Here is a 24,080-nt window from a genome sequence, read left to right as displayed (position 1 = left end):
ACACGGCCACGGCCGGACGGACACGTGGGCAGCCCATCGTGTCCGATATGCGACGTTCTTTGGTGTTCCTCCTGCTGGCGAGCGCCCTGTTCGGCTGCGGAACGGTGCCGCCCGTCTCCGGCGCCGTTCCCGGTATGCCCCTGCCGTGGCCGTCCGAGGGCCAGGCGGCGGTCGAGGTGGAGGGCATGGGCGGCCTGGGCGTCAGCGGCGAACCGAACCCGGTGCCCATCGCCAGCGTGACGAAGGTCATGACCGCCTACGTGATCCTGCGCCGTCACCCGCTCCGGCCGGGCGACGACGGCCCGCTGATCAGGGTGGATCGCACGGCCGCCGACGAGTCCTACGTGCCGCAGGAGTCCACCGTCCCGGTCAGGGAGGGCCAGCGGATACGGCTGCGCCGCATGCTGGAGTTGATGATGGTGGTGTCGGGGAACAACGTGGCCCGCCTCCTGGCCCGCTGGGACTCAGGTTCGCAGGAGCGCTTCGTCGAGCGGATGAACGCCACCGCCCGCCGTCTGGGCATGTCCGACACCAGGTACACGGGTGCCAGCGGCAGCGAGGACAGCACCGTCAGCGTCGCGGCCGACCAGCTCAAGCTGGCCAGGGAGGCGATGCGCGACCCGGTCTTCCGCGAGGTGGTGGCGCAGGCGGACACCGCCGTCCCCGGCGACGCGAGAAAGCTGCCCAACACCAACACGCTGCTGAACAGGCACGACGTCATCGGCATCAAGACCGGCTCCGGCACCGCCGCGGGAGGCAACCTGATGTGGGCCTCCCGCGTTCGGGGCCGCCTGGTGCTCGGGGTCATCCTCGGCCAGGCGGCGGGCACCAACCCGGTCGCCGCCAAGGAGGCGGCGCTGGATGCGGGCGGGAGGATGAGCGCGGCGGTCGAGCAGTGGCTGCTCAGGCAAGCGGCTCTCGCGTCAGAGCCCGGCCCCGCCTGGTCCTCGACCCGCTGAGACGACCCGTCCCGCCCACCGGCACCGGCCGCGCCTGTCGCGCCACTAGAAGGTGAAAATCACCACGATCGTGGCCCTGATGGACGGCACCCGGACCGTCGACGAGATCTGCGCCGACTTCGCGAAGACCCGTCCCGGCGTGGACGACGACAGCGTGCGCGACGTCATCGCCGACCTGGTCGAGAGCGGCATCCAGGTGCTGTTCCTGGTGACGTTCATCCGTACGCGCCGGTCGAGGTCGTAACCGGGTCGGCGCGCGGACGTCCGCTCAAGGGGACGGCCGGGGCCGCCTCCCTTCTCTACGATCATCTTCCGGCCGGGCAGGCGGAACAAGACTGTTTCTTCGGCCTGTACGGCTGTCAGGCTGTGACCATGAACGCCACAGGTGGTGAGGTCTGGGATCCGTTCGGCACCCTGCACGGCGCCCTGTGGATCGGAGGCGGCCAATGGGCCGGCAAATCCACCGTCGCCAGGCTGCTGGCCACCCGATACGGGCTGACCGCGTACCACTACGACCATCACGACGCGCGTGCGCACAATGACCGTCGGATCGCACACCGGGTACGGCTTGGCGAGCCCACCGCGGACCCCGACCCGGACAGCGTCTGGGTGAACACCAGCCCTCAGGAGATGGCCGACGAGACCCTGGCCGGTTTCCCCACGCGGTTCGAGTGGGCTTTGGACGACCTGCGCGGCCTGGTATCGGGGCGGCCCATCATCGCCGAAGGCTGGGGACTGCGTCCCGAACTGGTCGCCCCCATCATCGACTCACCCCGTCGAATGATCGTGATGGTGCCGACCGAGGAGTTCCGTGAGCGTCAGCTCCGCGAACTGCCCCGTGCCGCCGCCGTCGATCACGCGGTCAGCGACCCTGATCGAGCCCGGCGCAACCGACTCGCCCGAGACCGCCTCGTCGCCGACGAGGCCGCCCGCTCCGCTCGTCGCCTGGGCATACGGGTCCTTGAGGTCGACGGACTCGACGACGCGGAGGCCGTGGCGGACATCGTGGCCGACCACTTCCGCCCCTATCTGCCGCTGCCGAACGTCCGCATGCCCTGACCACGCGGCCGATCGTCGCACTCGTGCCGAGCTTCACGGACGCCACCGACGACCCGTCCCGGAGGTGCGGCTCACTTTTGATGCGGTACACGGCTCAGCGGGGACGGTGGCCTTTCCTGCCCCGGCCGGTTTGCGCGCCCCGGCGGCCCGACCGGTCCGGAGCGGGACTCCGCGGCTGCTTTCGTGTCTTCCCCGGGGCAGGCTCGGGGGTACGGCCCCGCGAGCTGTTCACCGTACGCCCGCGGACGATGCCGATGAAGTCCTCCACCAGCTCGGTCGTCGCCTCCGTGGGCCAGGCGAGCGCGATCTGCGACTGCGGCGCCTCCACGACCGGCCGGTAGGTCAGATCTTTGCGGTGGTACAGGCGCGCCAGCGACTGCGGGACCAGCAGCACCCCGGCCCCCGCCGCCACCAGCTCGATCGCCTCCGCCGTCGTGTCCGGGCGCGTGAAAGCCGGCAACCCGGGCAGGACCGTCCACTCAAGGGTGTCGTCCATCGGATGGAGCACCTCTTCGTCGGCGAGATCGGCGACGGTCACCTCGTCGGCCGCGGTCACCAGGTGATCCTTCGGCACCACGACCACGGTGGTCTCGACATAGAGAGGAATCACACTGAGCCCCTCGCGGTCCACGGGCAGCCGCACGAGCCCGGCGTCGGCGCCGCCGTCGCGCAGGGACCTCACCGCCTCGGCGGCGGCGACGGGGACCAGGGTGAGTGGCACATCGGGCACACGCTCGGCCCAGACGCCCGCCCATTTGGCGGGCGTCACCCCGGGCACGTAAGCCAGCCGGAACTCCCTGTCAGTCACCTCCTCACGGTACCGGTGTCAGGGGAAGCGGCTTCACGCCATACCCTTGACATCATGACCAAGCTCAAGACCACTCAGACGATGAAGCCCGCGACCGCGGCCAAGAAGCTGGGTGTGCTCCTCTCGGCCACTCCCGCCGAGTTCCAGGAGGGAGTCGTCTCCCGGGATGAGCTGAACGCGCTGCAGGCCGATCCGCCGGCGTGGCTGGCCGATCTGCGGCGCAACGGGCCGCACCCCAGGCAGGTCGTCGCCGTGAAGCTGGGCGTCTCCAACTCGGGCCTGGCCAGGGGCGGCATCACCGGGCCGCTCACCACCGCCGAGATCGACGCCATCAAGGCGGAGAACCCCGAGTGGCTGCAGCGTGAGCGGTCGGTTCAGGCCGAGGTGCGCAAGGAGGCGCAGCGCCTCAAGCAGCGCTAGCCGGCCGCTGGACGCGGCGTTCCGGCCCGGTTCGGTCCGTCGCCGTTCGGGCCTGCCACCGAGTCTTTCCGGCGCGGCCCTGCGCGTGATCCGGTCCGTCGCCGTTCGGGTCGGCCGTCGAGTCTTTCCGGCGTGGCCCTGCGCATGAGCGGCTGAGTCCGGTGTGGCCGGTGTTCGTTGTGGAACATCTCAAACCCACACAGGGCATGCGCGGAAGACGGCGCCGATTTGTCGGTGCGTCGATCTAACGTCCCGGCCATGACTTCAGCGACGCAGGCGTACACGTACGCCGCGCCCTCCTCCCTCGTCGACGGCCGTCTCGGATTGGCGACCTCCGGCGGCCGGGCCCTGTCCGGCCCGGCCGTGGCCCCCCGGTTCTTCAGCGGCGTGGTGACCCAGGCGGCCCCCGCCGCGGCGGCCCTGCTCGGCGTCGCCGATGTGGCGCTGGCCCGCTACCACCAGCCGCAGGCGCGGCCCGGCTGGGTGCGCGACCCGGTGGTGACGTGCAACGGAGACCGGCTGCGGTTCGAGTCGTTCTCGGCCTGCGGCGGCGTGTACGCCCGGCTTGATCTGCTGAGCGGCGCGCTCGACGGCGAGGTGTTCGACCGGGGCACCACCAACGTCGACGTGAACGCGCCGCTCCGGGAGGCGCTGGCGCGCATCGGCGCGCGTGACCCGTTGCACCTGGGAGTGGGCCTCGACGAGCTGGTCGTGACCACGATGGACGGCGCGGTGGTGGAGAAGAAGGTGCCGCTGCCCGAGCGCTGGCTACGCGGCTTCGCCGAGGTGCAGGTCATCGCCTCGGGCATGGACCAGCGCGGTGAGCTGACCGGAATGGCGGCGGTACGGTTCCTGCGCGGGCTGCCCAGGAAGGGCACGGTGTGGGTGGCGCAGGCGGGGCGGGAGCTGAAGGTCTTCGACCGCCAGGTTCCGGGCTCGGTCCAGCTCGACGGCCCCAACCGGCTCGGCACCCTCCTGCCGCTGCTGCGCTTCGCGAAGTCCCTCCGGCTGTACGGCCCGGCCGACGCCGCCTCCAGCGCCTGGGAGCTGGAGCTGCCGGGCATGCGCTACACGCTCACCCTCTCGCCCGAGCGCTGGCGCGGCTTCTCCGGCGAGGGCGCGGTGCTCGACGACCTGGCCACCGACGAGGCCGAGAACGACGCCGACGTGGTGGGCATGCTGCTCAACTTCGAGCCCGAGGTCGAGATCGGCCTGCTGGCCGACCGCGCGGGCATGCCCGCCGACCGGGTGCGGGCCGCGCTGACGCAGCTCGGCGTCGCCGGCCGGGTCGGCTACGACCTGGCGGAGGCCGCCCACTTCCACCGTGAGCTGCCCTATGTCAAGGACAACGTGATCCTGCTCAACCCGCGGCTGGCCAAGGCGCGCAAGCTCGTCGACGCGGGCGCCGTGCGCCTCGAAGGCGAGTCGGCCACCGTCCACACCTCGGGCGGCGCGCGCCGGGTCTCGCTGGCCGACGGATCCTGCACCTGCGAGTGGTGGTGGGACCATCGCGGTTCCCGTGGGCCGTGCAAACACGTGCTGGCCGCCCGGATCGTCGCCCGCGCCGCCGTGGAGGTCTCCCGATGACCCTCTGGACGGAGATCCGCGACCTGGTCGCTCGCAACCAGGTCCACCGCCTGGCCGATCGGCTGGTCACGCTCACCGAGGAGGAGCGCGCCGAGCTGGGCGGGCGGTTGCCCGGCCTCGTCAAGGAGCTGCGCCGTGTCCGCACCGAGCAGGTGCGCGCCCGTCATCCCGGCGACTTCGAGGAGATGGCCTCCTGGGAGGTCGGTGACCTGCTCGACGAACTGGCCGGCGCGCTGCTGCTGACCGGTGTCGGCGTCATCACCGGCCCGGCGGCCGCGGTGACGTGGATGGCCGGCCGCGACGTCAACCGCCGCTGGGCCGATGACCCCGACGTCGCCCAGGTGTGCCGGGTGGCGGCCGCCCGCCCCCGGGAATGGCGTCGTGATGTCGCGGTCCGGCTGGCCCGGCGGGTGCGCCGTCCCGCCGACCGCATCGCGCCGCTGGCCGTGGCGCTGCTGCGTGAGTCCGGCGCCGCGCCGCCCGACCACGACCCGCTGGTGGCCGCCTGGCTGGCCGCGCCGAGCGTGGCCGATGACCCGCTGACCCCCGTGCTGCTGCCTCGTGTCTTCGACGCCGACGGCGCGGGCCGCGCCCTCCGTGACGAGCGGCTGGATCCCCGGCCGACCCGCTGGCTGGCCGCCGCCGCCCGCGAGCTGCCCAGGGAGCAGGCGCTCGACGGTTGCGTGAGCCGTTTCCTGCGCGGCGGCGAGGCGCAGGACCTGCGGTTCTTCGTCCGGCTGCACACACTCCTCGACCCCACGCCCGCGGAGTCCGCGCCCCGCCTGCGCGACTACCTGCGGTTGTTGCCGTCGGCTCCGGGCACGGTCGCCGAGCTGGCCGCCGGGCAGGTGCGCGGGGCGATGCCGCTCGACCACGCCGACCTGGTCGAGGCGGTCGACGCGCTCACCTTCCGGGACGAGGCCAAGCTCGCCGCCACCGGCCTGCGCTGGCTCGACCAGGCGATCCGGGCCACGCCCGAGACGGCCGCCGATTTCGTGACCGCGCTGACCACGGCGTACGCGCACAAGTCCTTCGACGTGCGCAACCGCGCGACCGAGCTGACCTTGAAATACGCCGACCTGTTCGCCGACCACACCGGGGCGATCCTCGACGGCGTCCGCCACCTCCCCGCCGACCTGGGCGCGAAGCTGGCCGAGCGGTTCGGCGGGGAGACCCCGGTCGATGAACTGCTGGAGCAGAAGGAGTTCCCGCCGCTGCCCGAGGTGCCGGAGGCGCGGCGGTTCCCCGAGCCGTCGATCTTCCCTGACCACCGCGAGCGCTGGGTCGGCCAGGAGCGCTGGCTGGCGGCCTTCGTCGCCGGGATCGCCGACGACCGGGCGAAACTGCGCCGCAAGCTCAAGCCCCACGTCGAGCGGAACCGGGGCCACTGGCGGACCAGGGAGGTGCGCGTCGACCCCGACGACTGGCAGTCGGCACTGTCCGCCGAGCTCGTCACTCCCGGGAGCGTGCCGGAGCCGCCGCCGATCGAACCGGAGAGGTTCTGGGACAGCGCGAACCACTCCGTGGGAGTACGCGTCCTCCCCCGTGGCGGGGAGCCCGACCCGGAGCCGGGACCCCGGCGGATCATGGTGGGCGGCTTCTACCGGCCCGGCCGCTATCTCGACGACGACGCCCCGCTGCGCGCCTTCTTCATCACCTGGAACAGCGACGACGGCCCGGACGGGGCGGTGGCCCACGAGGGCGACCAGCGGATCCCCTTCGCCGGGGGCCGGATCCACCTGTACGGCTCGCTCACCGACGTCGAGCAACCGGGGCATTCCGGCGCCGACGAGGACGCGGACGCGGAGAACTACGACGGCGGACCGCCGGATCGCCTCCGTCCGGTGCGGACGAGGCCCGGTGTCCTGTACGACGACTCCGTGGAGGCGATGCCGTCCTCCATCCTCGACCTCGCCTACGAGCGCATGGCCGAGCTCGGGGTGGACCCCGCCCGGATCGCGGCGATGCGGGCGGGGCGGCGGGTGCCCCCGCCGGGCCCCGGCGAGCCGCTCGCGGAGGTGACCGTCGTCTTCGTCCCGCCCCGGCTGCGTTCCTTCATGCCCGAGGAGTTGTCCGAGCACGACGAGTGGCGGCGGCGCAACCACCTGCCCCACCCGAACGGCGTCTCCCCGCTCCATGACTTCCTGCTGCACCGCTACGCGGAACTCGCCGAAGCCCTCCGAAACGGCGCCCTGCCGCCCGTGCTGCTGGCCACGCCGACCTGGATGAGCGGCCACCTCGACCCCGACGTGCTGGTCGACCGACTGGAGACCTGCGCCGCCGCCGGGGTGGAGCCGCCCCCGGCCGACCTGGCGCAGGCGCTGCTGCGGTTGCCCCGGGGCAGCCACCAGGCCGCGGCCGACCGGGCCGCCAAGGTCGACTCGGAGGCGGCACGCTCGGCCGCCCGCTGGCTCGCCGGTGACGGCATGGCCGACCCCGAGTGCGGCCACGTGTGGCGCCACATGGTGGACGCTTCCATGGTCGAGTTCGGCGACGGCGAACCGGAGCACTTCACCGAGGTCAGGCTGCAGCCGGTGGTGCGGGTGACGGCCCCGACCGGCCATCGGCTGATCGACGAGGTGCTGCTGCGTCAGCCGTTCGACTGGACGGTCGACGAGTCCGGCAACACGCTCCGGGCGTGGCCCGCCATGCTGCCCTCGCATCGCGAGGTCGTGGCCGTCAACTTCCTGCCCTTCCTACTGGGCGGCTACTACTGGGGCACGTGGGTGTCGTCCACAGAGATCACCGGTCTGGAGATCGCCCAGGGCCCGATGGGCGAGTCCGCGGCGGTGATCCTCGCTTATCTCCTGGCCGGCAGTGTGCCCGGCATCATCCCGCTGTTCCTGGGCGTGGCCGCCAGGGGCGAGCTGCCCGCCGAGGCGATAGGCCGCCAGCTCGCGCTGGTGCTGCGCCGCACCTGGTGGGAGACCCGCCCCGCCATCGCGGCCCTGACCGAGCTGGCCGACGCCGGCGGCCACCACGAGGTATGGCGCATCCTGCGCGCTCTGCTGCCCGGGATGCTGCCGGGCGAGGGGCGGCGCATCACCGTGATCCATGCCGAACTCGTCGCCTTCGCCGCCGACGTGGCCCGCTGGGTCGGCGCGCGCGGGGAGATCCCGGTCGTCGCCGAGTTCGCGCGCAGCCGCCGGACGATCCGCTTCGTCCACGAGTGCAGGCGCCTCCACACCCAGCTCACCGGGGCCGCATCATGACATGACCTCTGACGATGTCCGTACCGCGATCGGGGATCTCGTGCTCGACCGCGACGCCGAGGGTCCGGCGTCGCGGTCGCCCGGGTTCGCCGGCGTCGGGCGGACCGCCGTCGCCGGCGGCTCGGGTGAACCCGGGCCGCCTGCTCGGGGGTGACGGACACGGCCCGGGCTCCGGCCGTCGGGAGGCCGGCCCCCGTGCTTCCCGTGGTCAGGACAGGCTGATCGGGCAGGCGATCGTGGATCTCCGCGCCGGTGGTGAGCGGATCCACGCGGTCCGGCGTGGATCCGCTCACCCCGTCGACCGGCGTTCGATCAGTTCGGCGGGGAGCCGGGTGCTGGTCCGGGGGCGGTCCGGGTCGGCGATCCGGCGCAGCAGCAGGTCGACCGCGGCCGTGCCCGCCTCATCGGCCGGCAGCCGGATCGTGGTCAGGGCCGGCTGGAGGTACGCGGCGAACGGGTGGTCACCGTATCCGAGTACGCGCACGTCTTCGGGTACGGCCAGGCCGCACTCCCGGACGGCCCGGTAGACGCCCAGCGCGAAGTAGTCGTTCGCGGTGATCATCAGGTCCGGGTGGTTGTCCGGGGTGATCAGGTTGGCGGCCAGGGCGTACGCGTCGTCGGGACGCCAGGGCAGGCTGGCGCCGCTCGTACGGCGGGTGGGCACCTTCAGCACGAGTGATTGCTCGTGGGCGACGCCCAGTTCGTCGAGCGCGCGCCGGAAACCCGCGATCCTGGCGGCGACCGTGCTGACGCGGAGGTCCTCCTCCAGCAGCCAGATCCGCCGGACGCCGGGACGGGCCACCCGGACCACCGCGTCGGCGATGGCCGACTCCACGTCGATGCCGACGAAGTCCAGCCCGCGGCCGGGGATGTCGCGGCTGATCTGCACCACCGGGATGTTCGCCTCGCTCAGCCCGTCCCACACGTCGCTCCTGGACTGGGTGGCGACGCCCAGCACGCCGTCCACGCCGAACCGCAGGAGCTGCTGGACCGCGCGCTCCTCGTTCTCGTCGGAGTCCTCGGTCACGAGGAGCAGCACAGAGTAGCCGGCCGCGCGGCACTGCCGTTCGACCGCGGAGATCAGCGCGGCGTAGAACGGGTTCGACGGGTTGGTGATGACCAGGCCGACGACCATGGTCCGGCCGGACACCAGCGAACGGGCGTGACTGTTCGGGACGTACCCGAGCCGCTTGGCCTCGGCGACGATCAGGGCCCTGGTGCTCTCGCTGACCTGGTCCTTGCCGGTCAGCGCCCGGGACACGGTGTTCGCCGACAGGCCCAGCCGGTCGGCCACATCGCGTAGCGTCACCCGTTGCGAACGTGCCATCCCGTCATCCTCCGGCTCAGCTCTTGCCGACCAAGTAGATGCGAAGTCTGGCAGCCGGAGTCTCGTCGCCGGAAACCCGGCAGCGTACCCTCAGCCACTGGCCGAAGCCGGTGACCAGCCAGCTCGTCATCCCGGGCGTCTCGACGCGAACCTGCGGCACGTCGGCCGGGCACCAGGTCAGGCCGTCCGGCGAGATCTCCGTGGTCAGCTCCAGCGTCCCGGTCAGCTCGTGCGCCTGGACGAAGAAGCGCGCCTCCTGTGCCCACGGTAGCTCGTACGGCTCGGTGGCGAGTTCGTCGTTCACCAGTGCGGCGCGCTCCAGCACCGCGGTCATGGTCGATCGCATCGTCATCACCAATCCACCGAGATGAGCACGGAGTCGAGGAAGAGGAAGTTGCGGATGTCGGCGTGAGTCCGGACGGAGAAGTAGAAGTTGAGCAGGTTGTCCAGGGTGCTGTAGCGGTCGGGGTAGACCGGCACCGGGACGTCCCTCATGTCCATGACCCGGTCGTTGAGCCGGAGCTCCACGTTCGACCGCGTGCGGGTGTCGATGTCCCAGCGCAGGTAGTGCCAGTTGATCTTGGTGGGCACCTCGTTGACGCACAGCTCCAGCGGCTTGTCGAAGTACCGCCAGTCGTCCGGGTCGGGCGCGGTGAAGTCGGCCGCGTACGGCAGGGCGAACTTGCCCTCCTGGTGGTCGCGCGGCGTCGGCTCGGGCACCACCGGGTACATCCACTGCTGGGTCATCTCGCCGGCGAGGTTCGTGTTCTGGTAGCGGATCACGTTGTGGTAGCGCACGCCGTTGTCCGCGCAGATGTCGGTGGCCACGGTGAACGCGCCGAACTGCGCCTCCGACGGGTGCCGGTTGCCGTCCCAGGCGACGCTGGCGGGCAGTTCGCGGCCGACGGTCGCCTCGGCCTTGAACGCGAAGTACGCCTCGATGCGCACCAGGCCCCGGCCCGCCATGGTGAGCCGGCGGATGCCGGTGGCCGTGTGCCCCCGGCGGGCGCGGGTGGCGAGCTTCAGCGCGTAGTTCCCACTGAGCGTGCCGTGCGTGCCGACATCGAAGAAGGAGCAGGAGGAGAGCTGCGGCGGCCGGAAGTCGCGCATGTGCTCGTCGACCGTACTGAGATCACCCCGGCCGTTGTAGTTGCCGATCAGCTCGGTCCAGCCGTGGGTGGTCGAGTCGAACCGGTCGAAGCACAGGATCCGGCCGAGCGGATCGTACTTCGACAGGCCGGCGTCGATGACCGGCGCTGTGGGTCCCATGTGCGGCCCTCTCTCATTAACGCTCATGTGAACAGCTCAGTAGCCGAAACCCTTGACCTGCGGAGCAGGCCACTCGTAATGTTGCGGCCACATTAACGTTAATGGTTCGAATGCAGAGGCGCAATCGACAAGCTGTGATGAGGGAGTCAACGATGACACTGCGGCTCAGCCGGGCCACGATCGCTTCCACCGTCGGCACCGCGCTCGAGTGGTACGACTTCTCGCTGTACGGCACCGCCGCCGCGCTGGTGCTGCCACTCGTGTTCTTCCCCGCCGGCGACCCGGTGGCGGCGACCTTGTCATCACTCGGCACCTTCGCCGTCGGGTTCTTCGCCCGGCCCGTCGGCGGCATCATCATCGGCGTCCTCGGCGACCGCATCGGCCGCCGCACGATGCTGTTCGTCACCCTGCTTCTGATGGCGGTGGCCTCCACGCTGATCGGCCTGCTGCCCTCCTACGCCGCCGTCGGCCCGGCCGCGCCGATCATGCTCGTGGCACTGCGCGTGGTGCAGGGGCTCGGCGCGGGCGGCGAGTACGCGGGGGCCATGCTGATGTCCGCCGAGCACTCCGAGACCCGGGCGCGCGGGCTGAACGCCAGCACGCCGACCCTCGGCAACGCGATCGGCTCGCTGGTCGCGACGGGCGTCTTCTTCCTCGTCTCCTCGGTCATGTCGCACGACGCGTTCATCGCCTACGGCTGGCGCATCCCATTCCTGCTCAGCGTCCTGGTGGGCGTGGCCGGCGTGATCGTGCGACTGAAGGTCTCCGACAGCCCCGAGTTCCGTGAGGCGCGGGACAGCGGCGGCAGCGTGCAGGCGCCGCTGCGGGCGTTGTTCGCCTCCTCCCGCCACAAGATCATTCCCGGCATGCTCATCAGCGTCGCGCCGAACGTGATCAGCTACCTGCCGTCCGTCTACGCCCTGACCTACCTGACCACGCATGTGCACGCCGAGTCGTGGATCGGCCTGACCGGCGTGGTGATCGCCAACTTCGTCAAGATCGTCACCGTGCCGACCGCGGGCTGGCTGTGCGACCGGTTCGGGCGGCGACCGGTGATGGTCGCCGGATCGGTCGCGGCGGCGGTGCTGTTCTACCCCTTCTTCTTCATGCTCGACACCGGCACGCCCGTCGTGATCTGGGCCGCCTTCGTGATGATCTTCACGCTCTGCAACGACCTGACGCTCGCCTCGCAGGCCACGATGATGTCGGAGCTGTTCGACGTCCGGTACCGCTACACCGGCGTCACCTTCACCCGGGAGATCGCCGGCGCCGTCGTCGGCGGCTGCATCCCCTTCGTGGCCGCCTGGCTCGACGGCTGGTCCGGTGGCCAGACCTGGCCCATCGTGGCGGTGTCCGCCCTGCTGTGCCTGCTCTCGGCGGTCGGCACCCGGTTCATCAGCGAACCCGCCCACCTGCGGGAGCCCTCACCGGTGACGGCGCGCAGCGGCGGCGCGATCGTATAGCCCGCTCGCCGGCCCGGAGGCGCGGGCGTGCCGTACCGGCGAGGCTCCTCGCGGATCGTGTTCCGCCCGCCGGGTGATCGTCACCCTGCCGTGTGCGCGAGGATGGCGGCGGCCAGCTCCTCGTGCGCCTCCGGCGGCAGCGTGTGCCCCATGCCCTCCACGATCATGAGCCGCGCCCCCGGGATCCGCTCGGCGATGACCGCGCCGTGGCCCGGCTTGACCGGCTCGTGGCTGCCCTCGATGACCAGTGTGGGCGCCTTCACCCGGTGCAGCACGCCCACCGGCTCGAAGTCGGGCTTGGCCATGGCGGCCAGCCGGTGGTTGGCCACCGCCGACAGGTCGCGGGCCCGCTCGTGGATCCGCTCCTGCAGCCGGCGCGCCGCGTCCTCGTCGAACGGCAGGCCGGTGCCGTGCAGCACGCGCTGCTCGGCGATCATTCCGTCGATCACCGCGCGCCGGTCCTGCGGCGGCGGGGCGGCCATCAGCGCGCGGTAGAAGGCCACGAACTCCGGCGTCGGCTCCGGCAGGGCGTCCTCGGACTGCGGCTGCCCCGTCAGGGCCCGCACGAGCACCTCGCCCTCGCCGCCGCCGAGCGGCGAGGAGGCGATGACGGTCAGCGAGCGCACCCGCTCCGGCCGCTCCACGGCGATGAGCTGGCCGAGCAGCCCGCCCGCCGAGTGGCAGACCAGGTGCGCGCTCTCCAGGCCGTGGGCGTCCATCACGCGGTAGACGTCGTCCTTGATGTCGTCCCACGTGTACGGCTCCGCCTCGAAGTCGACGGTGCCGGACATGCCGGTGTCGCGGTGGTCGTACCGGATCACCCGGCGGCCTCCGGCGGTCAGGCGGCCGACGAACTCGTCCGGCCACAGGACGCCCTGCGACATCGAACCCATGATCAGCAGGATCGGCGCGTCGGTCTCGGCGCCGAACTCTTCACTCCAGATGTTCACGTTCTGCATGCCTCACAGCATGCCGTCCCCGGTCATGGGCGCCTTCTGTAGAACTACCAGTCGCGCCAGGTCCGTACGTGAGCCGATGCCCAGCTTCGGATAGATCTTGTACAGGTGGTACTCGACCGTGCGCGGGCTCAGGAAGAGCTTGGCGGCGATCTGCTTGCTCGACAGTCCGTCGGCGACCAGGCCCGCGATGCGCAGCTCCTGCGGGGTCAGCGCGTCGAGCGCGGTCGCGGGCGGGGCCTGCCCGCTCTCGCCCGCCGCCCGCAGCTCGTCCTGCGCGCGCCGCGCCCACGGCCGCGCGCCGGCCCGCTCGAACGTCTCCCACGCCGTCCGCAGATGCGCCCGCGCCTCGCCCGGCCGCTGCGCGCGGCGCAGGCGCTCACCCAGCAGCAGGGCCGTCCTGGCCGCCTCGAACGGGTTGGTGTGCAGCCGCAGCGCCTCGTCGAAGGCGTCCTCGGAGGCGTCGACCAGGCCCCGGCAGCGGGCCAGCAGCGCGCGCGACTCGGGCGTCGCGGCGTGCGCCGACCACCGCTCGTACGCGGCCAGCGCCGCCCTCGCGCCCGCCTCGTCACCCGCGCCCAGGGCGGCCTCGACGTGGTCCGGCGCGGACCGCCACACCACGGTCGGATGCCCGGCGCCCGGTCCCGCCGCGGCGATCGCCGTGAAACGGTCGCGCGCCGCCGCGTGGCGGCCCAGGCACAGGTCGAGCATCGCCAGCGCGTACGCTGCCACTCCCGCGCGCAGTCCCACCCGGTGCGGGATCGCGATTGCCAGCGCCTCGCGGGCCTGCCGCTCGCACGACTCCTCCTCACCGCGCAGCGCCGCCAGCACCGCCAGGTTGGCCAGGTGCGCGGCCACCGTGTTCTCGTACCCGGCCTCCCGGGCCAGCGCCAGGCCCTCCTCGGAGACGGCCTGGCTGCGTGCCAGCCGCCCGGCGATGCGCTCGGCGGTCGCCACGAACTCCAGCACGACGGGGAGCTGACCGGTCATCCCGGACACCCTGGCCACCCGCCCGGCCCGCTCGGCCATCTCGGCGGCCAGATCCGGCTCGCCCAGGGCGCTGGCCGCGGCCGTCACCCACAGGTATCCCGTCGCGTCCTCCTGCTCGTCGGCCCGCGCCAGCGCCCGGCGCAGCAGGCCCGGCCCCGCGGCGTCACCGTCCATCGTCAGGCCGATCCCGGCCACCGTGTCCCGCAGGAACCCCTCGGGGTACGCCACCGCCCGCCGGCCGAGCTCGGCGACGGCCGCCGTGTCGCCGACGTACGAGGCCGCCTCCATGGCATCGGCCAGCATGTCAAGGCCGTCGCCCGCCGCCAGGATCCGTACGGCCTCGGCGGCGTCGCCCGAGTTCAGCTCGAACCGGCCCCGGAGCTGGGCGATCTCCATGGCGAGGGCGGCGTCCTCACCGGCCCGTTCGCGCGCCTCGGCCAGCAGCGACTGCGCCTGTCCCGGACGGCCGCCGAGCCAGGCCGCGACGGCGGCGTCCTTCAGGCGGACGGCGCGGGCGCGCGGCTCGGGAGTCAGCTCGGCGGCCCTGGCCAGGGCGGTGGCGGCGGCGCCGTACCCGCCGCGGTCGCGTGCCCGCTCCGCGGCGGCCACCAGCGTGGCGGCGACCTGCTCGTCCTGGCCCAGGACGGCTCCGGCCAGGTGCCAGGCGCGGCGGTCGCCCTCGGTCAGCTCCGCCAGGACGGCGCGCACGCGGCGGACGTCGGCGGGGGCGGCCGCCTCGTGGAGCGCGGATCGGATGAGCGGATGGCGGAAGCGCACGCTCGTGCCCGACACCCCGGCCAGTCCGCTCTCCTCCAGCTCGGCCAGCGCCGCCCGCCCGGTCACCGTATCCGTGCCGGGCGGTGCCGGCCGTCCGGCGGACAGTCGCCCGGCGGCGCGCAGGACCAGGTCGAGATCGGCCTCGACGGCGGCGACCAGGGCGACCAGCCGGGCGGGGTCGGACAACCCGGCCACCCGATCGCCGAAGAGCCGGGCGCCACCGGGCAGCGGATCGGGCAGCGGTTCGCGCCCGGCGAGCTGCGCGGGCGTCAGGCGGGCGGCGATCTCCCCCAGGGCGAGCGGGTTCGCGCCGGTGAGCGCGGCGAGCTCCCGTTTCACCTGGGCGGGCAGCGTACCGTGGCGGGACTCCAGCAGCTCGGCCGCGGCGGACTCGGCCAGGCCCCGCACGTCCACCGTCAGCGGCACGCCCTTGACCGGAGCCTCCCCGCGTACGGCGAACAGCATCGCGATCCGTTCCGTCCCCAGCCGCCTGGCGGCGAACAGCAGCGCGTCGGCCGAGGCCCGGTCGATCCACTGGAGGTCGTCGACCACGCAGACCAGCCCGTCCGGCACGGCCGCCTCGGCCAGCAGCGAGAGCACACCGGCCCCCACCAGGAACCGATCGCCGGCACCGCCCGCGGCGAGTCCCAGGGCCGCGCGCACGGCATCGCGCTGCGGCTCGGGCAGCGCGTCGAGCGAGCCGGCCACCGGCCACAGCGCCTGGTGCAGCGCCGCGAACGCGAGGTCGGACTCGGACTCGACACCGGTGGTCCGCAGCACCCGCATCGCGCCGCCGCGCGTGGCCGCCGCGTCGAGCAGGGCGGTCTTGCCCGCGCCCGCCTCGCCCCGCAGCACCATCGCGCCGCCGGAGCCGTCGCGGGCCCGCGCGATCACCTCGTCGAGTGCGCTGATTTCCGCAGATCTGCCATAAAGCACGAAAATCCACTGTAGAAGGCCCCCGTACCGTCCCGTCCCCGCGGAGCCGCTTCTCACGACCGTCGCCGCGGCCGTCCGGTGACGGGTCCGCTCCGCCCGGGACCGTGCGACGGGCCCGCGAGGTGCGCCGCGGCCCGCGTGGATGAGGTCTCGCTGCTACCCCGGGTCGGGCAGGGCGAGGCAGAGGGCGTCCAGCGCGGCCGTGAACGCGTGCTCGGGCGGTGTGCCGTACCCGATGACCAGGCCGTCGCGCGGTGGCATCGTGCTGTCGGGGTGCAGATAGGGGCTCAGGCCGTCCAGGGCGAGGCCGAGGCGGCGTGCGGCGCGGAGGGCGGCCTGCTCGGTGCCCGGGGGAAGCTCGAGAACGGCGTGCAGACCCGCGGCGATACCGCTGATCGTGATGTGCGGGGCGCGTTCGGCGAGCACGGTCGTGAGCAGGTCGCGGCGGCGCCGGTAGATCCCGCGCATCCGGCGCAGCTGGCGGTCGTAGGCGCCGCCGGCGATGAAGTCGGCGAGCGTGAGCTGGTCCGTCACCCCCGACCACAGTTCGCGCGAGCCCTTGGCCGCGACGATGTCGTCCACCAGCCGGCCGGGCAGCACCATCCAGCCGAGCCGGAGGGCGGGCGACAGGCTCTTGCTCGTCGACCCGAAGTGGATGACGCTGTCGGGATCGAGTCCCTGGACGGCGCCGACCGGTTCGCGGTCATAGCGGAACTCCCCGTCGTAGTCGTCCTCGAGCAGCAGGCCGCCCGTGGCGCGGGCCCAGTCGATGACCGCGGCTCGGCGCCGCGGGTGCAGCGCGCCTCCGGTGGGGTACTGGTGCGCGGGCGTCAGCAGGACGGCTCGCGCGCCGGTGGCCGGGAGCTCCTCGATCCGCGCTCCGTGGGCGTCCACGGTGAGCGGCATGGTCGTCAGGCCCGCGTCGGTGAGGATGGAGCGGTGGAAGCCGAGTCCGTACGACTCGACCGCGATGGGACCGCGCAGCACCTGGCACACCAGGCGCAGCCCGTGCGCGAAGCCCGAGCAGATCACGATGCGGTCCGCTTCGGTGCGCACGCCTCTGGTGCGCGCCAGGTACTCCACCAGCGCTCCGCGCAGCTCCGGCCGGCCGCGGGGATCGCCGACGCCGAACGCCTCGCTGGGCGCGGCGGCCAGCGCGCGCCTGGCCGAGGCGGACCAGGACGTACGCGGGAAGGCGGAGGCGTCAGGGGAACTGGGCATCAGGTCGTACGTGACCCTGTGGCGGGTCGGGCGCGCGGGGAAGCGCCGGTGGCCGGGTTCCAGAGGCGCGGCGCGGTGCGCGACGTGGGTGCCGGAACCCTGACGGGCGGTGAGCCAGCCTTCCTCGGCGAGTTCCGCGTACGCGGCGGCGACGGTGTTGCGGGCGATGCCCAGGTCGGAGGCGAGGGCGCGGTAGGGCGGGAGCCGGGTGCCGGGCGCCAGCCGTCCCGATCCGATCGCCTCGCGCAGGGCCCGCATCAGCCGTACGCGAGCGCCGCCCTCACCGGTGAGCTCCAGGTGCAGGTCGCTGCCGCCTTCCGGGCCGGAGCTCATCGTCCGCCCTCACACCGGTCCGGACAGGCGACATGTCGGGAATTGGCCCACGAATCGTCCACGAGAATGCACCATACTCCGGGTCACCTGCCGCCTTAGGTTCGTTGGCATGACGAATGTCGCTATTTCCCCGCGTATGAACTTTTCGGCTGTCGCCCCCAAGGTCTTCAAGGCCGTGCTGGCCTTGGACGCCGCGGCCCGCGAAGGACTGGACCCGACCCTGCTCGAACTGGTGCAGATCCGCGCCTCCCAGATCAACCGGTGCGCGTACTGCATCGACTACCACACCGGTGACGCCCACCGGGCGGGTGAGAGCGAGGCGCGCGTCCACCAGCTGAGCGCCTGGCATGAGTCCAGCCTCTACACCGCCAAGGAGCGCGCCGCCCTGGCGCTGACCGAGGCGATGACCCTGCTCCCCCAGGGGATCTCGGACGCGGTGTACGACGAGGCCGCACGGCACTTCGACGACAGGGAACTCGCCCAGCTCATCGCGCTGATCTTCACGGTCAACACCTGGAACCGCATGAACGTGACCACGCGCAAGACCCCTGGAACCGAGTAACGGGACCCCGGTCCTCGTTCTCCCCTGTCCTCGTTCTCCCCGGCTCCGGGCGGTGGCCGTTCCTTCGCGGCCACCGCCCTTCGCATGACCTCTCAGAAAGGCCGACACCGTGACATCCGTCGACGTCCCGGCACCGGACGCGCCGCAGGACACGAGCCGATCACCGCTCCGGGGCTGGCTCGCGGTCCTCGCCGTGACGCTGGGGATCTTCGCCCTGATGACCTCCGAACTGCTGCCCGTGGGGCTGCTCACCCCGATCGGCACCGCGTTGGACGTCTCCGAGGGCACCGCCGCCCTCATGGTCACCGCGCCCGGACTGGTCGCCGCCGTCGCGGCGCCGCTGGTCACCGTGGCCACCGGCAGGATCGACCGCCGGCTGGTGCTGGCCCTGCTGATCGGGACGGTGGGCGCGGCCAACCTCGCCTCCGCGTTCGCCACGAGCTTCGCCGTCGTCCTCCTCGCCCGGTTCCTGGTCGGCGTCGGCGTCGGCGGCTTCTGGTCGCTGGCCGGCGGCATCGCCCTGCGCCTGGTGCCGAAGCACCATGTCGCGAGCGCCACCGCCGTCATCTTCGGCGGCGTCGAGACCGCCTCCGTGCTGGGCGTGCCCGCGGGCACCCTGCTCGGGGACCTCAGCGGCTGGCGCGTCGCGTTCGCGGCGGTGGGCGTCCTCGGCCTGATCTCGCTGGCCTGCATGGTCATCGTGATGCCGAAACTGGAGCCGGAGCGGGTGATGACGTTCGGGGACCTGCCGCGGGTGTTCCGGGCGCACTCCGCGCTGCGCATCGGGATCGCCATGACCTTCCTGGTCATCACCGGGCACTTCACCGCCTACACGTTCGTCCGGCCCCTCCTCCAGGAGGACGGTGTGCCCGACGGCATGATCAGTGTGTTGCTGCTGGTCTTCGGTGTCGCCGGCATCTGCGGCAACTTCATCGTCGGCGCGTTGGTCACCACGCGTCTCCGGCAGGTCATGCGCGGCATCTCCGTGTTCCTCGCCGTGGCCATGACCGCTCTCGCCGTGACCGGCCCCGGCGTCCTCCCGGCGGCGGTAATCCTCACCGTCTGGGGCCTGGGCTACGGCGCCGTCCCGGTCGCCTTCCAGACCTGGATCCTGAACGCCGCTCCGGCGGCCCCCGAGGCCGCGTCCTCCCTGTACGTGTCGATGTTCAACCTGTCCATCGCCCTGGGCGCCCTCGTCGGCGGCCTCGCGGTCGACACCGTCTCGACGGTGAGCGTGCTGTGGATCGGCGGCGCACTCGCCGTTCTCGTGCTCCCGCTCCTCGGGAGGCGCACGTCGCCCTGAGGCTCTCCGCCCAGGTCCGCCCGGGGGACGGGAGCATCCCCCGGACGGCCCGCGGGTCGCGTGGAGCCGGGGAGCATCGCTATTTCGCGATCGCCTCGCGGACGGACGGGACGATCTCCTGGGCCCAGCGGGCCAGTGTGGCGAGGTCGGAGACGCCGTGGCCGGCGGAGAAGAGCACGAAGCCCGACGCACCGTGCTCCAGCACGGCACCGGTCGGTTCCTCGGCCCATTGGCCGACGGAGCCGCCGATCCAGCGGCCGTCGCCCGGGCCCGTGTCAGTCGGCGCCCGTCGCCTCCAGGAGCGCGTCCGGGGTGTCGTCACCGGCCAGGAAGCCCCCGGACTGGTGGTGCCAGAGCCGGGCGTAGGGCCCTTGGGCCTGGAGCAGCTCGCCGTGGGTGCCCTGCTCCACGACGCGTCCCTGGTTGAGGACGACGAGCCGGTCCATGCGGACGACGGTGCTCAGGCGGTGCGCGACGACGAGCGCGGTGCGGTCCTGCATCAGCTTCCACAGCGCCTCCTGGACGAGGAGTTCGCTCTCGGAGTCCAGGGCGCTGGTCGCCTCGTCCAGCAGCAGGATCGGCGCGTCGCGCAGGATGGCGCGCGCGAGCGCGACGCGCTGCCGCTGGCCGCCGGAGAGCTTGACGCCGCGCTCGCCGACCAGGGTGTCGAACCCCTCCGGCAGGGCCTCGACGAACTCCGTGACGTGCGCCGCCTCCGCGGCCCGGAGGATCTCGGCCTCGGTCGCGCCCGGCCGGGCGAACGCGATGTTGTCTCGCACGGACCGGTGGAACATGGCGGGTTCCTGGGGGACGTAGGCGATGAGGCCGCGCAGGTCGGCCTGGCGCATCCGGGCGATGTCCTGGCCGCCTATCATGATCCGGCCCCCGTCCACGTCCATGAGGCGCAGCAGCAGCCGGGTGAGGGTGCTCTTGCCGCCGCCGGACTGGCCGACCAGCCCGATCCTGGCGCCGCTGGGGATGTCCAGGTCCAGGTCCTTGAACAGGGGCGGGCCGTCGCCGTACCCGAACGTCACCCGCTCGAAGCGGACGCCCGCGTCGGCCGGGCGCAGCGGCTGCGGGTCGGCCGGATCGACCACGGTGGGCGGCACGAGGAGCAGCTCGGTGAACTGGGCCGCCTCGGTGAGCAGGCTCTCCATGCGCCGGTATATCTGGTTGAACTCGAACATGATGCTGATCGCGTTCGAGTAGTAGGTGAACGTCACCACGATGGCCTCCGCGCCGAGACCGCCCCGGAGCGCCACGGCGAGGAGCAGCCCCAGGGCGCTGGTGAGCACCGACAGCGGGGCGACGACGGTGTCCACCCGGAGGTTGCCGTAGTCCCAGGAACGCAGGGACAGCCTGCGCTGCTCGGCGACCCGGACCCGGTACTCGGCGGCCTCGCGCTCCTCGGCGGCGAAGGCGCGGACCGTGTCCATGTTGGTCAGCACGTCGGCGACGTGGCCCGACACCAGCACCCTGGCGGCCTCGCGCTCGTCGACCAGCGCCTGGCGGCGGCGGATGAGCGGGGCGACGAGGAGGCCGGTGACGGCGATGAGGCCCACGAGGACGAGAACCAGCAGCGGGTGGTACCGCCACAGGACCACCGAGGCGAAGACCAGGGGCACCACCTTGGCGATGACCGAGAAGGTGAGCGTGTCGAAGAAGTCCTCGAACCGGGAGGAGAACCCGATGACCCGCTTGGTCAGCGAACCGGCGAAGTTGTCGTGGAAGAACGCGGTGTCCTTTGACATCAGCTCGTCCATGCCGACCACGCCGAGCCGCTCGATGCCCCGGGCGTCGGTGCGGTTCAGGAAGTGCAGCCCCAGCCGCCACAGCACCTCGCCCGCCAGCAGCAGCGCGCCGAAGCCGAGGACGTACGGCAGCAGCGCGTCGAGGGTGCCGTCCCCGCCGCCGGCCAGGTGCCCCACGAGCCCGGCCACCATCAGCGGCGCCAGGTAGAACAGGCAGATGTTGCCCATCGCCGGCAGCGTCATCGCGGGCGCCGCGACCGGCCACTGGCGCCTCAGCTCACCGCAGTAGTGGCGCAGCGCCAGCAGGACCGCCGACCTGCGCGCGGATGAACCGTCCTCAGAGCCTTCGCGTGATCCGAGCACCGCCGCCACCCTCCCCGGATGCCTACCCCGCCTCGGCCATGCTGCCTCAGGGTCGTGCGGAGGAGCGAGCGGTTTTCCCGGCGCCCCGCCTAGGGTCGTCGCCATGACCGACTTCTTCGCCGGGGATCCCCGTACCAACCGTGAGCGCATGCTGGCCGGAGACCTGTACATCGCCGACGACCCCGAGCTGGGGGCCGCCCTCGGACGCGCCGCCGCCCTCGCCCACCGGTACGGCGAGCTCTACCACACCGACCAGGAGGCCGCCCGGTCCGTCCTCGCGGAGCTGCTCGGTTCGATCGCCCCCGACGCCCACATCCGGCCGCCGCTGTACGTCGACTACGGCTCCCACATCACGGTCGGTTCCGGCACGTTCGCCAACTACGGGCTGACCGCCCTGGACGTGGCCCCCATCACCATCGGCGACGACGTGCAGATCGGCCCGAACGTCCAACTGCTCACCCCCACCCATCCCGTCGAACCCGAGCCGCGGCGGGCGAAACTGGAGGCCGCCAGGCCGATCGTGATCGGGGACAACGTCTGGCTCGGCGGCGGCGCCATCGTGCTCGCCGGGGTGACGATCGGCGCGAACAGCGTCATCGGCGCCGGCGCCGTCGTCACCAGGGACGTCCCCGCGAACGTCGTCGCCGTGGGCAACCCGGCCAGGGTGGTCCGCCACCTCTGAGCGACGGCCGGGCAGCCCTTTTCGGCCAGGGCTGAAAGGCGTTGTGACCGGGATTCGGCTGGAGCAGCCTTGCCTCCACGGGCTGATGAGGACCGTCGATTTCCAGTGGAATCCCTATCGGGAGGAAGAATGCGACAGAGACTCGGCAGGATGCTGGCCGGCTCCGCGCTGGCCGCCTCGACCCTGCTCGGCGCCCACGCCCTCACGGCGGCGCCCGCGTCCGCCTCGGTCCCGGCCGCGGCGACGGCGGCCGGCGCCTCGGGGAGCGTGTCGATCCTGTCCAACAGTTGCGGCTACCCGACGTCCGCCCGCCCCGGCAGCACGTTCGTCCGCAGCTACAGCAACTGCAAGAGCTGCCGCACGGCTGAGCTCGCGCTGGAGTACCAATACTCGTGGCGTAACTACTACTGCACCTACAACCCCGGCAACGACCTGAACGACCTGCACTACCAGGGCATCTGACCGGTTCTCGGCGATCCCGTCCGGGCCGGGTCTCCGGCCCGGACGGGGTTTCAGGCGTTGGTGGGGAAGCCGAGGTTGACGCCGCCGTGGCTGGGATCGAGCCAGCGGGAGGTGACGACCTTGCCCCGGGTGTAGAAGTGCACGCCCTCGGTGCCGTGGACGTGGGTGTCACCGAACAGGGACGCCTTCCAGCCGCCGAAGCTGTAGAAGGCCATCGGCACCGGGATCGGCACGTTGATGCCGATCATGCCGACCTCGACCTCGTTCTGGAAACGGCGGGCCGCGCCGCCGTCGTTGGTGAAGATCGCGGTGCCGTTGCCGTACTCGCCGTCGTTGATCAGCTTCAGCCCCTCCTCATAGGAGGAGACCCGCACGATCGCCAGGACCGGCCCGAAGATCTCCTCGGTGTGCACCCGCGAGCCGGCCGGCACGTGGTCCAGCAGCGTGGGCCCGAGCCAGAAGCCGGGGGTGTCGGCGGCGGCGCCGCCGCCCAGGATCGGGGTGCGGCGGCCGTCGATGACGAGCTTGGCGCCCTCGGCCACGCCCAGGTCGAGATAGGAGGCGACCTTGTCGCGGTGCACCTGGGTGACCAGCGGGCCCATCTGCGAGGCGGGGTCGTCGCCGGGGCCGACGGTCAGCTCCGCCACCCGGGAGACGATCTTGTCGACCAGTTCGTCACCGACCGGGTCGACGGCCAGCACGACGGAGATCGCCATGCACCGCTCACCGGCCGAGCCGAAGCCCGCCGACACCGCCGCGTCCGCCACCAGGTCGAGGTCGGCGTCGGGCAGCACCAGCATGTGGTTCTTGGCGCCGCCGAGCGCCTGGACCCGCTTGCCGTGCGCGGTGCCGGCCTCGTAGACGTACCGGGCGATCGGGGTGGAGCCGACGAAGGAGACCGCGCGCACGTCCGGGTGCTCCAGCAGCCGGTCCACCGCCGCCTTGTCGCCCTGCACGACGTTGAAGACGCCGTCGGGCAGGCCCGCCTCCTTCCACAGCCGGGCCATCAGCAGCGACGCCGACGGGTCGCGCTCCGACGGCTTGAGGACGAAGGCGTTGCCGCAGGCGATCGCGATGGGGAACATCCACATCGGCACCATGGCCGGGAAGTTGAACGGGGTGATCCCGGCGACCACGCCCAGCGGCTGGCGGATCGAGTAGGAGTCGACCCGGGTGGAGACGCCCTCGGAGAAGCCGCCCTTGAGCAGGTGCGGGATGCCGCAGGCGAACTCCACGACCTCCAGGCCGCGGGCCACCTCGCCCAGCGCGTCGGAGTGGACCTTGCCGTGCTCGGCGCTGATCAGCGCCGCCAGCTCGCCGGCGTGGGCGTCCACCAGCTCGCGGAAGCGGAACAGCACCCGGGCGCGCCTGACCAGCGAGGTGTCGCGCCAGGCGGGCCAGGCCGCCGCCGCGGCGGCCACCGCCTCATCGACCTGCTCGGCCGCGGCCAGGTGGACCCGTCCGGCGACCGTCCCGGTCGCCGGGTCGAAGACGTCGGCGGTACGGCCGCCGCCCTCGACCGCGGCTCCGCCGATCCAGTGGGTGATGTTCTTCACGATCCCGCTTCCCGCGCGCCCACGGCACGCTGTCCTCCGCGCGCCCGCGGCGCGCCGGTCTCCACGTTGACGAATTCGGATGCC

22 protein-coding genes are annotated in these 24,080 nt (G+C 72.4%); 12 read left to right on the top strand and 10 right to left on the bottom strand.

Annotation, left to right across the window (positions count from 1 at the left end; genetic code table 11):
- Window positions 1-47: 47 nt before the first annotated feature.
- The 3 genes from HDA43_RS18070 (at window position 48) to HDA43_RS18060 (ending at window position 2,018) form a co-directional block, all read left to right on the top strand.
- Window positions 48-959: a D-alanyl-D-alanine carboxypeptidase family protein gene (locus HDA43_RS18070; protein ID WP_179822313.1), complete on the top strand. Its 912-nt coding sequence runs from the start codon at window positions 48-50 to the stop codon at window positions 957-959.
- A 52-nt stretch (window positions 960-1,011) separates the two neighbouring features.
- Window positions 1,012-1,203, top strand: coding sequence for a hypothetical protein (locus tag HDA43_RS18065; protein ID WP_179822311.1), 192 nt, complete (start codon window positions 1,012-1,014; stop codon window positions 1,201-1,203).
- Between the two features lie 128 nt (window positions 1,204-1,331).
- Window positions 1,332-2,018 (top strand): hypothetical protein, encoded by a 687-nt coding sequence (locus HDA43_RS18060; RefSeq protein WP_179822308.1) that lies wholly within the window; start codon window positions 1,332-1,334, stop codon window positions 2,016-2,018.
- A gap of 94 nt (window positions 2,019-2,112) precedes the next feature.
- Here the strand turns inward: HDA43_RS18060 and HDA43_RS18055 are convergent, their stop codons facing one another.
- Window positions 2,113-2,826, bottom strand: coding sequence for a LysR family substrate-binding domain-containing protein (locus HDA43_RS18055; protein WP_312873360.1), 714 nt, complete (start codon window positions 2,824-2,826; stop codon window positions 2,113-2,115).
- A 54-nt stretch (window positions 2,827-2,880) separates the two neighbouring features.
- Here HDA43_RS18055 and HDA43_RS18050 point away from each other — a divergent pair, with 54 nt between their 5' ends.
- From HDA43_RS18050 to HDA43_RS18035, 4 genes are all read left to right on the top strand, one after another.
- Window positions 2,881-3,246 (top strand): DUF5997 family protein, encoded by a 366-nt coding sequence (locus HDA43_RS18050; RefSeq protein WP_179822306.1) that lies wholly within the window; start codon window positions 2,881-2,883, stop codon window positions 3,244-3,246.
- A 258-nt stretch (window positions 3,247-3,504) separates the two neighbouring features.
- Window positions 3,505-4,833 (top strand): SWIM zinc finger family protein, encoded by a 1,329-nt coding sequence (locus HDA43_RS18045; protein ID WP_179822304.1) that lies wholly within the window; start codon window positions 3,505-3,507, stop codon window positions 4,831-4,833.
- Window positions 4,830-8,045, top strand: a complete 3,216-nt coding sequence (locus HDA43_RS18040; RefSeq protein ID WP_179822301.1) for a DUF7824 domain-containing protein — start codon at window positions 4,830-4,832, stop codon at window positions 8,043-8,045. Before HDA43_RS18045 ends, HDA43_RS18040 begins: the two co-directional genes overlap by 4 nt.
- 1 nt (window position 8,046) lies before the next feature.
- On the top strand, window positions 8,047-8,199 hold the full coding sequence (locus HDA43_RS18035; RefSeq protein WP_179822299.1) for a hypothetical protein: 153 nt from the start codon (window positions 8,047-8,049) through the stop codon (window positions 8,197-8,199).
- Window positions 8,200-8,334: 135 nt separating this feature from the next.
- Here the strand turns inward: HDA43_RS18035 and HDA43_RS18030 are convergent, their stop codons facing one another.
- The 3 genes from HDA43_RS18030 to HDA43_RS18020 are packed head-to-tail and all read right to left on the bottom strand — an operon-like array spanning window position 8,335 to window position 10,641.
- Window positions 8,335-9,372 carry a LacI family DNA-binding transcriptional regulator gene (locus HDA43_RS18030; RefSeq protein WP_179822297.1) on the bottom strand — a complete coding sequence of 346 codons (1,038 nt, stop codon included), beginning with the start codon at window positions 9,370-9,372 and terminating at the stop codon, window positions 8,335-8,337.
- Window positions 9,373-9,388: 16 nt separating this feature from the next.
- Window positions 9,389-9,724, bottom strand: coding sequence for a hypothetical protein (locus HDA43_RS18025; RefSeq protein ID WP_218911765.1), 336 nt, complete (start codon window positions 9,722-9,724; stop codon window positions 9,389-9,391).
- Window positions 9,724-10,641, bottom strand: a complete 918-nt coding sequence (locus HDA43_RS18020) for a DUF6772 family protein (RefSeq protein ID WP_179822294.1) — start codon at window positions 10,639-10,641, stop codon at window positions 9,724-9,726. Before HDA43_RS18020 ends, HDA43_RS18025 begins: the two co-directional genes overlap by 1 nt.
- Before the next feature lie 152 nt (window positions 10,642-10,793).
- Between HDA43_RS18020 and HDA43_RS18015 the strand changes: the two genes are divergently transcribed.
- Window positions 10,794-12,104, top strand: a complete 1,311-nt coding sequence (locus tag HDA43_RS18015; RefSeq protein ID WP_179822292.1) for an MFS transporter — start codon at window positions 10,794-10,796, stop codon at window positions 12,102-12,104.
- An 80-nt stretch (window positions 12,105-12,184) separates the two neighbouring features.
- Here HDA43_RS18015 and HDA43_RS18010 read toward each other — a convergent pair whose 3' ends face one another.
- The 3 genes from HDA43_RS18010 to pdxR form a co-directional block, all read right to left on the bottom strand.
- Complete coding sequence (locus HDA43_RS18010; protein WP_179822289.1) at window positions 12,185-13,063, bottom strand: alpha/beta hydrolase; 879 nt, start codon at window positions 13,061-13,063, stop codon at window positions 12,185-12,187.
- 3 nt (window positions 13,064-13,066) lie between these two features.
- Window positions 13,067-15,763: a helix-turn-helix transcriptional regulator gene (locus HDA43_RS36435; protein ID WP_179822287.1), complete on the bottom strand. Its 2,697-nt coding sequence runs from the start codon at window positions 15,761-15,763 to the stop codon at window positions 13,067-13,069.
- 156 nt (window positions 15,764-15,919) lie between these two features.
- Window positions 15,920-17,317, bottom strand: a complete 1,398-nt coding sequence (pdxR, locus tag HDA43_RS18000; protein WP_179822284.1) for a MocR-like pyridoxine biosynthesis transcription factor PdxR — start codon at window positions 17,315-17,317, stop codon at window positions 15,920-15,922.
- 136 nt (window positions 17,318-17,453) lie between these two features.
- On the opposite strand from pdxR, the gene HDA43_RS17995 reads away from it, so the two are divergent.
- Together HDA43_RS17995 and HDA43_RS17990 are read left to right on the top strand one after the other, a co-directional pair.
- Complete coding sequence (locus HDA43_RS17995; protein WP_179822281.1) at window positions 17,454-17,879, top strand: carboxymuconolactone decarboxylase family protein; 426 nt, start codon at window positions 17,454-17,456, stop codon at window positions 17,877-17,879.
- Window positions 17,880-17,988: 109 nt separating this feature from the next.
- The gene (locus HDA43_RS17990; RefSeq protein WP_312873357.1) at window positions 17,989-19,182 is read left to right on the top strand and encodes an MFS transporter; all 1,194 of its coding nucleotides are present in this window, start codon (window positions 17,989-17,991) and stop codon (window positions 19,180-19,182) included.
- 79 nt (window positions 19,183-19,261) lie between these two features.
- Here the strand turns inward: HDA43_RS17990 and HDA43_RS35985 are convergent, their stop codons facing one another.
- Both HDA43_RS35985 and HDA43_RS17980 read right to left on the bottom strand, forming a co-directional pair.
- Entirely contained in the window at window positions 19,262-19,387 is a 126-nt protein-coding gene (locus HDA43_RS35985) for a hypothetical protein (RefSeq protein WP_281395140.1), read from the bottom strand.
- A gap of 70 nt (window positions 19,388-19,457) precedes the next feature.
- Complete coding sequence (locus tag HDA43_RS17980) at window positions 19,458-21,296, bottom strand: ABC transporter ATP-binding protein (protein ID WP_312873355.1); 1,839 nt, start codon at window positions 21,294-21,296, stop codon at window positions 19,458-19,460.
- Window positions 21,297-21,399: 103 nt separating this feature from the next.
- Between HDA43_RS17980 and HDA43_RS17975 the strand changes: the two genes are divergently transcribed.
- Entirely contained in the window at window positions 21,400-21,978 is a 579-nt protein-coding gene (locus HDA43_RS17975) for a sugar O-acetyltransferase (protein ID WP_179822277.1), read from the top strand.
- Window positions 21,979-22,107: 129 nt separating this feature from the next.
- Complete coding sequence (locus tag HDA43_RS17970) at window positions 22,108-22,440, top strand: hypothetical protein (protein ID WP_179822274.1); 333 nt, start codon at window positions 22,108-22,110, stop codon at window positions 22,438-22,440.
- A gap of 50 nt (window positions 22,441-22,490) precedes the next feature.
- On the opposite strand, the gene HDA43_RS17965 is transcribed toward HDA43_RS17970, so the two are convergent.
- Window positions 22,491-23,999 carry a CoA-acylating methylmalonate-semialdehyde dehydrogenase gene (locus HDA43_RS17965; RefSeq protein ID WP_179823401.1) on the bottom strand — a complete coding sequence of 503 codons (1,509 nt, stop codon included), beginning with the start codon at window positions 23,997-23,999 and terminating at the stop codon, window positions 22,491-22,493.
- Window positions 24,000-24,080 lie beyond the last annotated feature (81 nt).

This window comes from Streptosporangium sandarakinum (genome assembly GCF_013409935.1).
Classification (GTDB): domain Bacteria; phylum Actinomycetota; class Actinomycetes; order Streptosporangiales; family Streptosporangiaceae; genus Streptosporangium; species Streptosporangium nondiastaticum.
This window is presented reverse-complemented; position numbering and strand designations above follow the sequence as displayed.

What these genes read in the sequence shown, in the direction of transcription:
- HDA43_RS18010 (WP_179822289.1), bottom strand. Translation starts at nt 13,063, where the DNA reads ATGCAGAACGTGAACATCTGGAGTGAAGAGTTCGGCGCCGAGACCGAC.
- pdxR (WP_179822284.1), bottom strand. Translation starts at nt 17,317, where the DNA reads ATGAGCTCCGGCCCGGAAGGCGGCAGCGACCTGCACCTGGAGCTCACC.
- HDA43_RS18020 (WP_179822294.1), bottom strand. Translation starts at nt 10,641, where the DNA reads ATGGGACCCACAGCGCCGGTCATCGACGCCGGCCTGTCGAAGTACGAT.
- HDA43_RS18015 (WP_179822292.1), top strand. Translation starts at nt 10,794, where the DNA reads ATGACACTGCGGCTCAGCCGGGCCACGATCGCTTCCACCGTCGGCACC.
- HDA43_RS17995 (WP_179822281.1), top strand. Translation starts at nt 17,454, where the DNA reads ATGAACTTTTCGGCTGTCGCCCCCAAGGTCTTCAAGGCCGTGCTGGCC.
- HDA43_RS18040 (WP_179822301.1), top strand. Translation starts at nt 4,830, where the DNA reads ATGACCCTCTGGACGGAGATCCGCGACCTGGTCGCTCGCAACCAGGTC.
- HDA43_RS18050 (WP_179822306.1), top strand. Translation starts at nt 2,881, where the DNA reads ATGACCAAGCTCAAGACCACTCAGACGATGAAGCCCGCGACCGCGGCC.
- HDA43_RS17975 (WP_179822277.1), top strand. Translation starts at nt 21,400, where the DNA reads ATGACCGACTTCTTCGCCGGGGATCCCCGTACCAACCGTGAGCGCATG.
- HDA43_RS18025 (WP_218911765.1), bottom strand. Translation starts at nt 9,724, where the DNA reads ATGACGATGCGATCGACCATGACCGCGGTGCTGGAGCGCGCCGCACTG.
- HDA43_RS18060 (WP_179822308.1), top strand. Translation starts at nt 1,332, where the DNA reads ATGAACGCCACAGGTGGTGAGGTCTGGGATCCGTTCGGCACCCTGCAC.
- HDA43_RS17970 (WP_179822274.1), top strand. Translation starts at nt 22,108, where the DNA reads ATGCGACAGAGACTCGGCAGGATGCTGGCCGGCTCCGCGCTGGCCGCC.
- HDA43_RS18035 (WP_179822299.1), top strand. Translation starts at nt 8,047, where the DNA reads ATGACCTCTGACGATGTCCGTACCGCGATCGGGGATCTCGTGCTCGAC.
- HDA43_RS18045 (WP_179822304.1), top strand. Translation starts at nt 3,505, where the DNA reads ATGACTTCAGCGACGCAGGCGTACACGTACGCCGCGCCCTCCTCCCTC.
- HDA43_RS18070 (WP_179822313.1), top strand. Translation starts at nt 48, where the DNA reads ATGCGACGTTCTTTGGTGTTCCTCCTGCTGGCGAGCGCCCTGTTCGGC.
- HDA43_RS18030 (WP_179822297.1), bottom strand. Translation starts at nt 9,372, where the DNA reads ATGGCACGTTCGCAACGGGTGACGCTACGCGATGTGGCCGACCGGCTG.